Source organism: Streptomyces sp. NPDC057099 (genome assembly GCF_042671245.1).
In the GTDB taxonomy this organism is placed as follows: domain Bacteria; phylum Actinomycetota; class Actinomycetes; order Streptomycetales; family Streptomycetaceae; genus Streptomyces; species Streptomyces purpurascens.
In genome coordinates this window covers 135,370-150,128 of the sequence record NZ_JBHUTX010000015.1, presented here as the reverse complement: position 1 = coordinate 150,128, position 14,759 = coordinate 135,370, and the positions used below count along the sequence as shown (strand labels likewise).

The 14,759-nt window shown below is 70.4% G+C and carries 13 protein-coding genes and 1 tRNA gene; 8 read left to right on the top strand and 6 right to left on the bottom strand.

Annotation, left to right across the window (positions count from 1 at the left end; genetic code table 11):
- Positions 1-150 precede the first annotated feature (150 nt).
- The gene (locus tag ACFT4A_RS20975) at positions 151-573 is read left to right on the top strand and encodes a hypothetical protein (protein ID WP_382832335.1); all 423 of its coding nucleotides are present in this window, start codon (positions 151-153) and stop codon (positions 571-573) included.
- 15 nt (positions 574-588) lie between these two features.
- Here ACFT4A_RS20975 and ACFT4A_RS20970 read toward each other — a convergent pair whose 3' ends face one another.
- Positions 589-1,350, bottom strand: coding sequence for an SDR family oxidoreductase (locus tag ACFT4A_RS20970; RefSeq protein ID WP_382832289.1), 762 nt, complete (start codon positions 1,348-1,350; stop codon positions 589-591).
- A 145-nt stretch (positions 1,351-1,495) separates the two neighbouring features.
- Here ACFT4A_RS20970 and ACFT4A_RS20965 point away from each other — a divergent pair, with 145 nt between their 5' ends.
- A complete protein-coding gene (locus ACFT4A_RS20965; protein ID WP_382832287.1) occupies positions 1,496-2,350 on the top strand; it encodes a helix-turn-helix transcriptional regulator in 855 nt (284 codons plus the stop codon).
- 318 nt (positions 2,351-2,668) lie between these two features.
- Here ACFT4A_RS20965 and ACFT4A_RS20960 read toward each other — a convergent pair whose 3' ends face one another.
- Positions 2,669-4,075 (bottom strand): cystathionine beta-synthase, encoded by a 1,407-nt coding sequence (locus ACFT4A_RS20960; protein WP_382832286.1) that lies wholly within the window; start codon positions 4,073-4,075, stop codon positions 2,669-2,671.
- A gap of 159 nt (positions 4,076-4,234) precedes the next feature.
- Between ACFT4A_RS20960 and ACFT4A_RS20955 the strand changes: the two genes are divergently transcribed.
- From ACFT4A_RS20955 to ACFT4A_RS20945, 3 genes are all read left to right on the top strand, one after another.
- Positions 4,235-5,260 carry an SGNH/GDSL hydrolase family protein gene (locus ACFT4A_RS20955; protein WP_382832284.1) on the top strand — a complete coding sequence of 342 codons (1,026 nt, stop codon included), beginning with the start codon at positions 4,235-4,237 and terminating at the stop codon, positions 5,258-5,260.
- Positions 5,261-5,389: 129 nt separating this feature from the next.
- The gene (locus tag ACFT4A_RS20950) at positions 5,390-6,610 is read left to right on the top strand and encodes an acetyl-CoA C-acetyltransferase (RefSeq protein WP_215120967.1); all 1,221 of its coding nucleotides are present in this window, start codon (positions 5,390-5,392) and stop codon (positions 6,608-6,610) included.
- A 273-nt stretch (positions 6,611-6,883) separates the two neighbouring features.
- On the top strand, positions 6,884-7,666 hold the full coding sequence (locus ACFT4A_RS20945; protein ID WP_382832283.1) for a hypothetical protein: 783 nt from the start codon (positions 6,884-6,886) through the stop codon (positions 7,664-7,666).
- Positions 7,667-7,757: 91 nt separating this feature from the next.
- Here ACFT4A_RS20945 and ACFT4A_RS20940 read toward each other — a convergent pair whose 3' ends face one another.
- On the bottom strand, positions 7,758-8,069 hold the full coding sequence (locus ACFT4A_RS20940) for a hypothetical protein (RefSeq protein WP_376390716.1): 312 nt from the start codon (positions 8,067-8,069) through the stop codon (positions 7,758-7,760).
- Positions 8,070-8,170: 101 nt separating this feature from the next.
- On the opposite strand from ACFT4A_RS20940, the gene ACFT4A_RS20935 reads away from it, so the two are divergent.
- Positions 8,171-8,401: a DUF4287 domain-containing protein gene (locus ACFT4A_RS20935; RefSeq protein WP_215120964.1), complete on the top strand. Its 231-nt coding sequence runs from the start codon at positions 8,171-8,173 to the stop codon at positions 8,399-8,401.
- Between the two features lie 70 nt (positions 8,402-8,471).
- On the opposite strand, the gene ACFT4A_RS20930 is transcribed toward ACFT4A_RS20935, so the two are convergent.
- The 3 genes from ACFT4A_RS20930 to ACFT4A_RS20920 form a co-directional block, all read right to left on the bottom strand.
- The gene (locus ACFT4A_RS20930) at positions 8,472-9,380 is read right to left on the bottom strand and encodes a Bax inhibitor-1/YccA family protein (RefSeq protein ID WP_215120963.1); all 909 of its coding nucleotides are present in this window, start codon (positions 9,378-9,380) and stop codon (positions 8,472-8,474) included.
- A gap of 169 nt (positions 9,381-9,549) precedes the next feature.
- Complete coding sequence (locus ACFT4A_RS20925) at positions 9,550-10,725, bottom strand: 4-hydroxybenzoate 3-monooxygenase (protein WP_382832280.1); 1,176 nt, start codon at positions 10,723-10,725, stop codon at positions 9,550-9,552.
- 147 nt (positions 10,726-10,872) lie between these two features.
- Positions 10,873-10,956: transfer RNA gene (locus tag ACFT4A_RS20920), tRNA-Leu, on the bottom strand.
- Between the two features lie 417 nt (positions 10,957-11,373).
- Between ACFT4A_RS20920 and ACFT4A_RS20915 the strand changes: the two genes are divergently transcribed.
- Positions 11,374-12,144 (top strand): ABC transporter ATP-binding protein, encoded by a 771-nt coding sequence (locus tag ACFT4A_RS20915; RefSeq protein ID WP_189726760.1) that lies wholly within the window; start codon positions 11,374-11,376, stop codon positions 12,142-12,144.
- Between the two features lie 38 nt (positions 12,145-12,182).
- Positions 12,183-14,714, top strand: a complete 2,532-nt coding sequence (locus ACFT4A_RS20910) for an ABC transporter permease (protein WP_382832278.1) — start codon at positions 12,183-12,185, stop codon at positions 14,712-14,714.
- Positions 14,715-14,759: the final 45 nt, after the last annotated feature.

Here is a 14,759-nt window from a genome sequence, read left to right as displayed (position 1 = left end):
CCTATTCAGTAGCTGAGGATTCTGCATGAGCATATGCAGACCGGCAAGCGGGAGTGGAGGGCCGCCCCCGGGTCGCCCCCCGTCCCGACACGGGGGCTAACCCCAGTGCGACGGGCACCGCTTCTTTCTACCGTGAGTCCCATGACCGGAATGGACGCGCGGGACACCGAGCTGAAGAAGGAACTCGACGCCACCCTGCACGCACGCAGGGAGCTGGGCGAGGAGTACGAGTCCGCGCTGGTCGACTCGTTCCTGGAGAAGGTCGACCAGCGGATCGACGGCGCGGTGGACCGCCGGGTACGCCGGCAGCTCGCCGAGCAGCAGATGCAGACGGCCCGGGAGTCCCGGTCGCCGCGGCCCACGGACTCCTGGGGCGAGCGCTTCGGCTTCGGCATCGTCTCCCTGGTCCTCGCGGTGCCGCTGTCCGCGATCGGCGGGGGCGTGGCCCGGCTGCCCGGCATGCTCGTCGCCTGGGCCGGCATCGTGGGCGTCAACGTCGTCCAGGCCCTGCGCAGCAACCCGGACCTGTTCGGCCGCCGCAGGTCCTCCCGGGACAGCGGCTGGGAGGACTGAGCGGGCGTTGGCGGTTCAGGCCTGCCGGGTGGGCAGCGCGACGATCTGCCGCAGGTTGACCCGGCGCGGCCGGCTGGTCGTGTAGGCCACCAGGTCGGCCAGTTCCTCGGCGGACAGCGCGCCCACCTGGTCCCGCAGCTCCGCCACCTGCCGGGCCAGTTCCGCGTCGCCGATGTGGGTGAGCAGCTCGCTCTCGACGAACCCGGGCTCGATGTTGGTGACCCGGACGTCCCGCGGCCCGAACTCGCCGCGCAGGGACTCCGACAGGTAGGTGACGGCCGCCTTGGTCGCGCCGTACACCGCGTAGTTCGGGAAGCTGATGTGCGCGGCGATGGACGAGATGTTCACGATGTCGGCCGTACGGCCGTCGGCCGCCGCGGCCACCAGGTCGCCGGTGAAGGCGCCGGTGATCCGCAGCACTCCGGCGACGTTGGTGTCGAGCATCCGCTGCCACTCGTCGGCGCGCCGGGCGTCGACCGGGTGCGGCAGCATGACGCCGGCGGAGTTGACGACCAGGTCGACGGGCCCGTACTCGGTGTAGATCCGGTCGGCGGCGGCCGCCACGGACGCGTCGTCGGTGACGTCCGCGACGACGGCCAGGGCCTGTCCGCCGTCGGCCCGGATCTTCCCGGCGAGCTCCGTCAGCCGTTCCTCACGCCGGGCCAGCAGGGCCACCCGTGCGCCCCGGGCGGCCAGCAGGACGGCGATGGCCTCGCCGATCCCGCTCGCGGCTCCGGTGACGACGGCGGTGCGGCCGGCCAGGTTCTCGTACGACATGGGAGATCCCCTCGGTGGTGGCCGGGGCGTCTCCCCGGCCTCGTCCACCACCCTCGGCGCCGTCGGCCGCCGTACCCAGGGGGGCGCTTTTCCTGGGTCTGCCAGTACCAGGCTCACCGCGCGCGGAGCGCCTAGGCTCGAAGACATGGACGGAGAACTGGGAGATTTCCTGCGCTCGCGCCGCGCCCGTATCCAGCCGGAGGAGGTGGGGTTGCCCTCCTACGGCCGCCGCCGTGTCCCAGGTCTGCGCCGCGAGGAGGTGGCACAGCTGGCCGGGGTGAGCGTCGACTACTACGTCCGCCTGGAGCAGGGCAGGGGCCCCGGGGACCCGTCCCGGACGAAGTCCGGGGGCGTGTCGGACGCCGTCCTGGACGCGGTGGCGCGGGTGCTGCGGCTGGACGAGGCGGAGCACGCGTATCTGCGGGCGGTCGCCCGGCCCCGCCGGGCGGAGAGCGCTCCGGCCGCGTCCCGGGTGCGCCCGGGTGTCCAGCTGATCCTCGACGGCATGGACCGCAACCCGGCGTACGTCCTGGACCACCGCATGGAGGTGCTCGGCTGGAACCCGCTCGCCGACGCCCTGCTCGACTTCACCGGCTCGGGTTCCGACGAGCGCAACATCCCGCGCCGTGTCTTCCTCGACCCCGCCGCCCGCGAGATCTACCCGGACTGGGCCGCGATCGCGGGCCAGACGGTCGCCCATCTGCGGCTGCAGGCGGGCCATCACCCCGGGGACGCCGTCACCGGGGAACTCGTCGCCGAACTCTCCCGCGTCAGTGAGGACTTCCGCCGGCTGTGGGCCGACCACCTGGTCAAGCCCTGCGACCACGGGGTGAAGCAGCTGCGGCACCCGGTCGCCGGGCTGCTGACCCTTCCGTACGAGACCCTCGCGATCCCCGGGGCGCCGGACCAGACGATCGTCGCCTACGCACCGGATCCGGGCTCGGAGACGGCGGAACGCTTGGCGCTGCTGGGGAGTTGGGCGACGAGCCGGGTCGGCTGAGGCCGGGAGGGAAATGCGCGGGGACCGCCGCACCCCCTGTTCGGGGGGCGGGACGACGGCGGTCCCCGCGAGGGACGCGGGCCTGGTCAGGGCCGGGCTGGCGCGTCAGTAGGGTCCATGGAGGTCCGGGAGCCGCTCCGGAGGTCCTTGACGCCTACGGCGTCGGCCTGGGCGGGGAGCCGCTCCCGCCCTGCCGACACCCACCAATGTGCAGGACTCGTGTTAAGCGGGTGCTGCGCGAACGTGACACCCTCGTACCACTTCCGCGAAGTCCGCGAAGATCACGGACGCCTCAAGTTCACCCGGTTCACGGGTGGTTCACCGGGCGTTCGTCGCCGCTTTCCCGGTCCTGGCGAGGAAGGACAGCAGGTCCTGCCGGCTGACCACACCGGTCGGCTTGCCCTCGACGAGGACGATCGCGGCGTCCGCCCTGCCCAGTACGGCCATCAGGTCCTCGACCGGTTCGCCGGATCCGACCTGGGGCAGCGGGCCGGACAGGTGCTTCTCCAGCGGGTCGTCGAGTGAGGCGCTCTTGCTGAACAGGGCGTCCAGCAGCTCGCGTTCCACCACCGAGCCGACGACCTCGGCGGCCATCACGTCGGGGTGGCCCGCGCCCGGCTTGACGACCGGCATCTGCGAGACGCCGTACTCGCGCAGCACGTCGATGGCCTGGCCGACCGTCTCGTCCGGGTGCATGTGGACGAGGGAGGGCATGCGGTCGCCCTCCTTGTCGGCGAGGACGTCGCCGACGCGGGCGCTCGGGCCCGAGTCCTCCAGGAAGCCGTAGTCGGCCATCCACTCGTCGTTGAAGATCTTGCTGAGGTAGCCGCGCCCGCTGTCCGGCAGCAGCACCACCACGACGTCGTCCGGACCGAGCCGCCCGGCGACCTCCAGCGCGGCCACGACCGCCATGCCGCAGGAGCCGCCGACCAGGAGGCCCTCCTCCTTGGCCAGACGGCGGGTCATCTGGAAGGAGTCCTTGTCGGACACGGCGACGATCTCGTCCGCGACGGTCCGGTCGTAGGCGGTCGGCCAGAAGTCCTCGCCGACGCCCTCGACGAGGTACGGCCGCCCGGAGCCGCCGGAGTAGACGGAACCCTCGGGGTCGGCGCCGACGACCTGCACCGTGCCGTCGCTGATCTCCTTGAGGTAGCGCCCGGTCCCGGAGATGGTGCCGCCGGTGCCCACGCCCGCGACGAAGTGGGTGATCTTCCCCTCCGTCTGCTTCCACAGCTCGGGGCCGGTGGAGTGGTAGTGGGAGAGCGGGTTGTGGGGGTTGGAGTACTGGTCGGGCTTCCAGGCCCCCGGCGTCTCACGGACCAGCCGGTCGGAGACGTTGTAGTAGGAGTCCGGGTGCTCCGGGTCCACCGCGGTCGGGCACACGACCACCTCGGCGCCGTACGCGCGCAGCACGTTGATCTTGTCGGTGCTCACCTTGTCGGGGCACACGAAGATGCACTTGTACCCCTTCTGCTGCGCCACGATGGCGAGCCCGACACCGGTGTTCCCGCTGGTCGGCTCCACGATCGTGCCGCCCGGCTCGAGCGCGCCGCTCTCCTCGGCGGCCTCGATCATGCGCAGGGCGATGCGGTCCTTCACGGACCCGCCGGGGTTGAAGTACTCCACCTTGGCCAGGACGGTCGCCCTGATGCCCTGGGTCACGCTGTTGAGCCTCACCAGCGGGGTGTTGCCGACGAGACTGATCATCGAGTCGTGGAACTGCACCGTTGTCTCCGGATGCCGCAGAAGAAGTGGTCTGTGTGGTGCCGCCAGCCTATGTGCTGCCCGTCGTCCGTGACGGTCGTTCACTCCGCGTTGAGATTGGGCGACGGCCTGTACGGGGCAAGCACTGGGTGTACGGGTTCGAGGAGGTGGCGGCGACGCATGACGAGCATGTCGAGGGCGAGGGTGGCCCGGCGGATCGCGGCCGGCGCGGCGTACGGCGGCGGCGGCATCGGTCTGGCGGGAGCGGCCGCCGTGGGGCTGGTGCTGGCGGAGGTGCAGCTGGCGCGGCGCCGGGTGGGCAACGGCACGTCAGGGCACGTGCCGAACGCGGACGGGCTGTACGGCCGTGCGTACGCCGGCCCCGGTGAGACACCGCTGCGGCTGACGATGCTGGGCGACTCCACGGCCGCGGGCCAGGGCGTGCACCGGTCCGGGCAGACACCGGGGGCGCTGCTGGCGTCGGGGCTCGCGGCGCTGGCCGAGTGCCCGGTGCAACTGCGCACGGTGGCGACGCCCGGGGCCCGTTCGGACGACCTGGACCGCCAGGTGGCCCTGGTGCTGGCCGACCCCGATCCGGTGCCCGACATCTGCGTGATCATGGTCGGCGCGAACGACGTCACCCACCGCATGCCCCCGACCAGCTCGGTCCGCTGCCTGGCGTCGGCGGTACGGCGGCTGCGCACGGCCGGTGCGGAGGTCGTGGTGGGCACCTGTCCCGACCTGGGCACGATCGAGCCGGTCCGGCAGCCGTTGCGCTGGCTGGCGCGACGGGCCTCCCGCCAACTGGCGGCCGCCCAGACGATCGGAGTCGTCGAGCAGGGCGGCCGCACGGTGTCCCTGGGCGACCTGCTGGGCCCCGAGTTCGCCGAGAACCCGCGCGAGCTGTTCGGGCCCGACAGCTACCACCCCTCCGCCGAGGGCTATGCGACGGCGGCGATGGCGGTCCTGCCGAGCGTCTGCGCTTCCCTCGGCCTGTGGCCGGCCGAGGAGGAGCGCCCGGACGCCTCCCGTCGCGAGGGCTTCCTGCCGGTGGCCCGGGCGGCGGCAGAGGCCGCCTCGGAGGCGGGCACGGAGGTCGCCGCGGCGATGCCGACCGGGTCGCGGGGACCCTGGGCCCTGCTGAAGCGGAGGCGGCGCCGGCGGGTACCCGAGCAGGAGCCTGCGCCTGCGACGCCCTCGAATTGAGGACAGGGAAAGCAAGCGCTTAGTAAACTGCGGTCAGGGTCACACCGCGAGACCCGTGACCCAGGCCATACGTACGGGTAACTTCCCAGACAGCCCAGCCAGACCACCCGGTACGTCAATGGAGCCGTGATGCCCGAAGCCGTGATCGTCTCAGCCGCCCGCTCCCCCATCGGCCGCGCCGTCAAGGGCTCTCTCAAGGACCTCCGCCCGGACGACCTGACCGCCACGATCGTCCAGGCCGCCCTGGCCAAGGTCCCCGAGCTGGACCCGAAGGACATCGACGACCTGATGCTCGGCTGCGGCCTGCCCGGCGGCGAGCAGGGCCACAACCTCGGCCGCATCGTGGCCGTACAGGCGGGGATGGACCACCTGCCGGGCTGTACCGTCACCCGGTACTGCTCCTCCTCGCTGCAGACCTCCCGCATGGCCCTGCACGCCATCAAGGCCGGCGAGGGCGACGTCTTCATCTCGGCCGGCGTCGAGACCGTCTCCCGGTACGCGAAGGGCAGCTCCGACGGCCTGCCCGACACGCACAACCCGCTCTTCGCCGACGCCGAGGCCCGCACGGTCGAGACCGCCCAGTCCGAGGGCTCGACCTGGCACGACCCGCGCGAGGACGGCCTGCTGCCCGACCCGTACATCGCGATGGGCCAGACCGCCGAGAACCTGGCCCGCGCCAAGGGCGTCACCCGCCAGGACATGGACGAGTTCGGCGTCCGCTCGCAGAACCTCGCCGAGGAAGCCATCAAGAACGGCTTCTGGGAGCGCGAGATCACCCCGGTGACGCTCCCCGACGGCACGGTCGTCTCCAAGGACGACGGCCCCCGCGCCGGCGTCACCCTGGAGGGCGTCCAGGGCCTCAAGCCGGTCTTCCGCCCGGACGGCCTGGTCACCGCCGCCAACTGCTGCCCGCTGAACGACGGTGCCGCCGCGCTCGTGATCATGTCCGACACCAAGGCCCGCGAGCTGGGCCTCACCCCGCTCGCCCGCATCGTGTCGACCGGCGTCTCCGGCCTCTCCCCCGAGATCATGGGCCTCGGCCCGGTCGAGGCGAGCAAGCAGGCGCTGCGCCGCGCGAACCTGTCGATCGACGACATCGACCTGGTCGAGATCAACGAGGCGTTCGCCGCCCAGGTGATCCCCTCCTACCGCGACCTGGGCATCCCGCTGGAGAAGCTGAACGTCAACGGCGGCGCCATCGCCGTCGGCCACCCCTTCGGCATGACCGGCGCCCGCATCACCACCACGCTCATCAACTCCCTCCAGTTCCACGACAAGCAGTTCGGCCTGGAGACGATGTGCGTCGGCGGCGGCCAGGGCATGGCCATGGTCATCGAGCGCCTCAGCTGAGCACCGCACCGTAGCCGCCGTAGCACCGGCTGTGAGGCATTGGCCCGGAACCCCGGAAACTCCAGGGTTCCGGGCCGTTTTGTGACCCAATCTCCCCCAGGATGTGACCTATCTCCCTCCGTTCGGGGAGAAGCGCAGGTCACAGCAGCCACACCCCCTCCCCCGAGGCCGACACCCTGTCCGTTTGGTGACGTTACGCACTGACAGCTGGTTAGTCCGCCCTTCAAGCTGATGTAGGAAGTCGGGGGTCGACTTTGAACCGGGAGTACGTCAGTGAGCGCCATGCCGATCGCGTTGCTGGTCACCACGGCCGCCACGGGCGCCGTTGGCGTTGCCGTCCTGCGCACCGTTCTGCAGCTGCGGCGACAGGTCGCGGCCCTGCACACCGCGCTGGCCGAGAGCCGGGCCGCCACCACCCGTGCGCTGCTGCCGGCCGCCCGCACCCATGCCGACGCCGAGGAGATACGCGCCGCCGTGGCGGCCGCCCTGGCCGAGGAGCGGGAGCGGGAGCTCGCCGAGGCGCGGGCGTTCTGGGCCGCCCAGGAGACCCGTGACGCCTCCGACGCCCCGACGCTGCTGGGCCTGCCCGACCCCGATCTGTTCCTGCCCCGGCAGGCCGATTTCGCGGGTCTTGAGCCGGTCTCCGAGTCCGGCGCCGACACCGAGGAGCCGGCCGCCGAGTCCCCGGAGCTGGCCGCGGCCCGCCGCCGTCACCCCTCCCACCCGGACTTCGTGCCGGCGCAGTCCCCCGTGGTGAACGACCACGAGCGCACGGTCGCCACCCTGGAGGAGCTGGCCTCCTCCCGCGTCGAACTGACGGACGTCCGCCCGGGCCCGCTGGGCACCCTCGACGTCTACGTCTTCGCCGACGGCACGACCCTGTGCATGACCCCGGGCCACCGCGAAACCGCGGAACACCTCGCCACGGCCCTGCGCGCGGGCGAGACCCCCGTCCTCCTCGGCGGCTCCGGCGTCTCGGGCGCCTACACCCTGACGTTCGAGTGCGGCGAGGAGAACGTCTACATCCTGGCCGACAGGGTCATCTCGTCCCTGTAGGGAAGCGCCCTAAAGGGGCGCGGGGCTGTATCGATGTGCGGCTCCGCCGCCTGGGCGCGAGCAACCACACACCCCGCACCCGCGAACGGCGCTAAACCCCCGCCCGCTTCTGCGCCTCCTCCACCACCCTCACCGCGTCATCGACATCGGCGTCACTGGGAATCACCACGGCCAGATCGTGCACGGCCACGGTGATCTGATCTGCGGCAGCAAACATCCCCGCATCCGGCATCTCCCGAGGCTCCACCCCCGGCTCCTCAAGGGCCTGCGCCCTCCGGGCCAACTCCCGGGCCAGCCCGAGAGCCTCGGCGGCAGCGCCCCGCTGCAGCCGGCTCTGGGGCGCGGCCCTCAAACGATCGGCGAAGTGATCCACCGCACGGGTCAGAGGCGTCGTATCAACCACGCCGCGAGCGTACGCGTCGCACCGGGACTGTTGCCAACGGGCGAACACTCAGGCACGGTGACCTGAAGGACCGGCTTACATCCCAGCGTCCGGAGGCGCCGATGTCCCAAGTCTTCTCCGAAGAGACCCATCGCAACCTGCTAGCCCGCATCCCGCACTGCACCGGTCGTGAAATCACCGACTGGCTTCGCACCGTCGAAGATGGCCCGGCGCTCTTCCGCTTCGAGGAAAAGGTCAGCTGGCTCCGGCACGAACACAACCTGGCCTACGGCCACGCCAAGGCGATCGTCCACGAGTACGACCTGAGGAGGGCCGCGCGCAAACTGCTCTAGGCGCGGACAACGAGAAGGGCCCCGGCCGAAGCCGGGGCCCTATCGCGTACGACGGTCAGGACTGGCCGTACTAGTCGCTGCTGTTGAGGATCGAGATGAGCCTCAGGAACTCCAGGTAGATCCAGACCAGCGTCAGCGTGAGGCCGAAGGCCGCGAACCACGCCTCCTCGCGCGGAGCACCGTAGGCGATGCCGTCCTCGACCTGCTTGAAGTCCAGGGCGAGGAAACAGGCACCGAGGATGATGCCGATGACGCCGAAGATGACGCCGAGGGCACCACTGCGGAAGCCGAGGCCGTCACCGCCGCCGAACACCGCGAACAGCAGGTTCACGGTCATCAGCAGGATGAAGCCGAGCGCGGCCGCCATCACGAAGCCGTAGAAGCGGCGGTTGACGCGGATCCAGCCGGCCTTGTAGGCGATCAGCACACCGGCGAAGACCGCCATGGTGCCGATCACGGCCTGCATGGCCGCGCCGTCGGCGATGCGGTTGTCGACGATGTTGGAGACGACGCCGAGGAAGACACCCTCGAACGCGGCGTACGTCAGGATCAGCGCGGGCGAGGCCTTGCGCTTGAAGGACTGGACGAACGCCAGGACCATGCCGATCAGCGCGGCGCCGATACCGATGCCGTAGCTACGGCTGATGTTGGCGTCGTCGATCGGCAGCAGGGCCCAGGAGAGCGCGGCGGTGAGGATGAGCACACCGAGCGTGCTCGCCGTGCGCAGGACGACGTCGTCGATGGTCATCCGGCCAGTGGTGGCCGGCGCCTGCGGCGGTGCGCCGTGCTGCAGGTCCTGCTGGGCGTAAGGGTTCTGCGCGTACGGGTTCTGCGCGTACTGGTCGCCCGTCGGCTGCGCGTACGGGTTGCCCTGCGTGGCGACAGCGGGACCCCCGGCCTGCGGCGCGGTGTTGAAGCCCGCGTAGCCGTTGTCGCGGCTGAACCCCCGTCGCGAGAAGACCGGGTTTCTGCTCCTCATTTCACTCCTCCATGGCCACACGTCATGGCCTTGGCTCAAGAGTAATAGGTAGGCAAAGGAATGACCCTAGTGCTTGGGGAGGATCTTTCCCTCATCGTGCTGCCCAACACGCTACGCGGCTTCGTGATTCCCCTCACCGGAGGGGGTCATTCATCACGTCGCCCGAACCTCAGCCGAAGGGGAAGCCCGTGTACCCCTCCGCCAGGTCGGTCTCGGCGGCGCGGCTGGAGGCGATGCGCTCCAGCCGGGCGAGCTGGAGCCGGTCCTCGAAGCCGGTCGCGCCGGGGGCGCGGTGCAGCAGGGTCGTCATGTCGTAGGAGAACCGCTCGGCCTGCCAGACCCGGCGCAGGCAGGTCTGTGAATAGGCGTCCAGGAGTTCCGCCGAACCGGTCTCCTTCCGGTGTGTCAGGGCCCGGGCGAACGTCACTACGTCGCCGACGGCGAGATTCAGCCCCTTGGCGCCGGTCGGCGGCACGATGTGCGCCGCGTCACCCGCGAGGAAGAGGCGGCCGTGGCGCATGGGCTCGTGGACGTAGGAGCGCATCGGGGTGACGGACTTCTGGGTGATCGGGCCGCGTTCCAGGCGCCAGTCGTCGGCGGTCTCGAAGCGGCGCTCCAGCTCGTCCCAGATCTCCTCGTCGCTCCACGCCCCGGCGTCGGTGCCGTCGGGCACCTGGAGGTAGAGGCGGGAGACGGACGGCGAGCGCATGGACAGCAGGGCGAAGCCGCGGTCGTGGCGGGCGTAGACGAGCTCGTCGTGCGAGGGCGGTGCGTCGGCGAGGATGCCGAGCCAGCCGAAGGGGTACGTCCGTTCGAAGACCTGGGTCAGTTCGGCCGGGATCGCCGACCGGGCCACACCCCAGAAGCCGTCGCAGCCGACGACGTACTCGCACTCCAGGACGTCCTCGCGGCCCTCGTGCCGGAAGCGGACGCGCGGGGCGTCGGTGCCGGCGTCCTCCACGGCCAGCGCCTCCGCCTCGAACAGCAGCGGGCCGCCCTCCTGGAGCTGGAGGGCGATGAGGTCCTTGCAGACCTCGGTCTGGGCGTAGACCATCACGGACCGGCCACCGGTGAGGGCGGGGAAGTCGACGCGGTGCCGGCGGCGGTCGAAGCGCAGTTCGATGCCGTCGTGGCGCAGGCCCTCGCGGTCCATGCGCTCCCCGGCGCCGGCCGCGCGCAGTACGTCGGCCGTGCCCTGCTCCAGGATCCCGGCCCGCTGCCTCCGTTCGACGTAGGCACGGTCGCGGCTCTCCAGGACGACCGAGTCGATGCCCGCGTTGTGGAGCAGCCGGGCGAGGAGGAGGCCGGCGGGGCCGGCTCCGATGATGCCGACGGTGGTGCGCATCGGGCACCTTCTCTCTCAGGTTCATGGAGGCTTGTTCGTGTGGTGAAAATTATTTCACTACTGTCGGATGTGAGTTTCCGACGGCATGCGCCCGCTGTCAACGGGCATGCCGTGAAGTCTTCAATGAACCATGCAGGAGTCGGAAGGTGCCCGGAGCCGGACTCGAACCGGCACGCCCGCGAAGGGGCAGCGAGGTTTAAGCTCGCCGTGTCTGCATTCCACCATCCGGGCAGGCCATGGGCTCCGCGTCGAGGTTCCGAGACTATCGGGACGGATCCCCCGAACAGCGGAAGCACGGACCGATGTTGTCTTATTTTATTGACGTCTGAGGGTGCATCAGCACACGGAACGCGCCATCCGCACTTGCCAATAGCCTTCCGTGCGGCGGTGGGCGCCGCATACGGAATGACGGAATTTCACCGCCTGAACGAGGGCACTCCACCTGTTCTCGACATCCGGACCTCTCAGGCTCCCGACACCGGGGCCACTCAGGGACGTTCGTCATCCCCAGGTATGACACTCCCCCTCGCGGTCAGACCGAAGTCGGCCCTCGGAACGGGAACTACGGGTGACTACACGGCGGCGGGGGACCCGGACGATGGATCACATCCCCCTGACCGCATCACCGTCCGACAGGAGTGCCATCCCGTGACCACCGCTTCCCTCGCCGACCGGGCCACCACCGTGGCCGCGCGCGCCACGGATCTCTCGAAGATCTACGGGCAGGGTGAGACCCAGGTGGTCGCCCTGGACCGGGTCTCCGCCGACTTCAGGCAGGCCGAGTTCACCGCGATCATGGGCCCCTCGGGCTCCGGCAAGTCGACCCTGATGCACTGTGTGGCCGGTCTCGACTCCTTCTCCTCCGGGTCGGTGCGCATCGGCGACACCGAGCTCGGCTCCCTGAAGGACAAGCAGCTGACCAAGCTGCGCCGGGACAAGATCGGCTTCATCTTCCAGGCGTTCAACCTGCTGCCGACCCTGACGGCCCTGGAGAACATCACCCTCCCGATGGACATCGCGGGCCGCAAGCCGGACAAGCAGTGGCTGGACTCCGTCATCCGGATGGTCGGCCTGGCGGACCGGCTGGGCCACCGGCCCTCGCAACTGTCGGGCGGTCAGCAGCAGCGCGTCGCCGTGGCGCGGGCGCTGGCCTCCAAGCCCGAGATCATCTTCGGTGACGAGCCCACCGGAAACCTCGACTCGCGCTCCGGCGCCGAGGTGCTGGGCTTCCTGCGCAACTCCGTGCGGGAGCTGGGCCAGACGGTGGTGATGGTGACGCACGACCCGGTCGCCGCGGCCTACGCGGACCGGGTCGTCTTCCTCGCGGACGGCCGGATCGTGGACGAGATGCACGGCCCGACGGCCGACTCGGTGCTCGACCGGATGAAGGCGTTCGACGCCAAGGGCCGCACCAGCTGATCCCCCGTCAGGACCGACAGGACTGAGAAGAAGAACCCATGTTCCGTACCGCCTTGCGCAATGTGCTCGCGCACAAGGCCCGGCTCCTGATGACCGTCCTCGCCGTGATGCTCGGCGTGGCCTTCGTGTCGGGGACCCTGGTCTTCACCAACACCATCTCCGACGCCTTCCAGAAGAGCTCCGCCAAGGGCTTCGACCGGGTCGACGTCGCCGTGACCTCGGACTACCAGGAATCCGAGGGCGACCGGGTCGGCAAGGTCCACGACCTGGACCGGGCCGTGCTCGACAAGAGCGAGCGGGTTCCCGGTGCCGCGTCCGCCATCGGGGTCGTGCAGGGCTTCACCGCCATCGCCGACAAGGACGGCAAGCTGATCGGCCAGGGCTTCCAGTCGCAGGGCGGCAACTACTGGGGGGACAAGGACCCCCGCTACCCCCTGACGAGCGGACAGGCGCCCAAGGGCCCGGGCGAGATCCTCATCGACTCCGAGACGGCCAAGCGCGCCGGGTACGAGGTCGGCGACACCGTACGCATGTCGGTCGACGGGCCGGTCCTGACCCCGAAGATCGCCGGCATCTTCACCACCGACGACGGCAATGTCGCGGCCGGCGGCTCCCTGACCCTGTTCGACACGGCGACCGCGCAGAAGCAGTTCGGCAAGGCGGGCGTCTACGACCAGATCGACGTCACGGCGAAGCCGGGCGTCTCGCAGACCGCGCTCAAGGCGGAGCTGGACAAGGCGCTGCCCGAGGGCACCGTCCAGACCACCACCGGCAAGCAGCTCGCCGACGACCAGGCCGAGACCATCTCCCAGTCGATGAGCGGCATGCAGACGGCCCTGCTGGTCTTCGCCGGCATCGCCCTGTTCGTCGGCACCTTCATCATCGCCAACACCTTCACCATGCTGGTCGCCCAGCGCACCAAGGAGCTGGCGCTGATGCGGGCGGTCGGTGCCTCGCGCCGACAGGTGACGCGGTCGGTGCTGATCGAGGCGTTCGTGGTCGGGGCGGTCGCCGCCGTGACCGGTCTGGTCGCGGGCATCGGCATCGGGGCCGGAATGCGCTCCCTGATGGGTTCGTTCGGCGCGACCGTGCCCGACGGCCCGCTGGTCATCGAGCCGGCCACGATCGCCGTCGCGTTCGCCGTCGGCATCCTGGTGACCATGCTGGCGGCGTGGCTGCCGGGGCGCCGGGCCGCGAAGATCCCGCCGGTCGCGGCCATGAGCAGCGTCCACGCCACGGCCACGACCAAGTCGCTGGTGCTGCGCAACACGCTGGGCACCCTGTTCTCGGCCGCGGGCGTCGCGGTGGTCCTGATGGCCACGACCATGGACGGCTCGGACGGCCAGATGCCCATGGGCCTCGGCGCGGTGCTGCTGATCATCGGCGTGTTCATCCTGACCCCGCTGCTGTCCCGGCCGCTGATCGCCGCCGCGGCGCCGGTGCTGCGCGCCTTCGGTGTCTCCGGCAAGCTGGCCCGGCAGAACTCGGTGCGCAACCCGCGCCGTACGGCGGCCACCGCCTCGGCGCTGATGATCGGCCTGACCCTGATCACCGGTATGACGGTGACGGCGGGCAGCCTCCAGCAGGCCATCGACAAGATGGCGGCGTCCGCGATCAAGGCGGACTACGTGGTGTCCATGGCGAACGGCAACCCGCTCTCCCCGGACGTCGAGAAGAAGCTGCAGCAGACCGCCGGCGTCACCGCCACCAGCGCGATGACCAACGCCGTCGCCCGCGTCGACGGCAAGACCGACGAGTATCTGACCGGCGTCAACGGCGCCGCGATCGGCGAGCTGGCCGGCCCGAAGGTCGACGACGGCACCTTCAAGGTCGGCGGCTCCCAGGTCGTCGTGGACAGCACGACCGCCGAGGCGAACCACTGGAAGGCCGGTTCGAGCTTCAGCGTCGCCTTCGAGGACGGCAAGAAGCAGCGGTTCACCGTCGCCGGGACCTACGAGAGCAACGAGTACCTCAGCGGCATCCTGCTCGACCAGTCGGCGCTCGCGCCGCACACGTCCGACCCGTACGTCATGAAGGTCATGGCGAAGACCTCCGGCGGCCCGTCCGGCGCGGCCCAGGACAAGCTGGAGAAGGCCCTCGACAACAACCCGGCGATCAAGGTCCAGGACAAGCAGGACATCTCCAACGAGATCGCGAAGATGTTCACGCTGATGCTGAACATGCTCTACGGACTGCTCGCCATGGCCGTGATCGTGGCGGTCCTCGGGGTCATCAACACCCTGGCCATGTCGGTCTTCGAACGCTCCCAGGAGATCGGCATGCTCCGGGCGATCGGCCTGGACCGCAAGGGCATCAAGCGGATGGTCCGCATGGAGTCCCTGGTGATCTCGCTGTTCGGCGGGGTGCTGGGCATCGGCCTGGGCGTGTTCTTCGGCTGGGCGGCCGGTGAGCTGCTGGCCTCCAAGATGCCGACCTACGCGCTGGTCCTGCCCTGGGCGCGGATGGGTGTCTTCCTGCTGCTGGCCGCCACGGTGGGTGTCCTCGCGGCGCTGTGGCCGGCCCGGCGCGCGGCCCGGCTGAACATGCTGGAAGCGATCAAGGCGGAGTAGCGAGCACGGCGAAGGCGCGCAGGCCCCCTTTCCCACCCGTGGGAG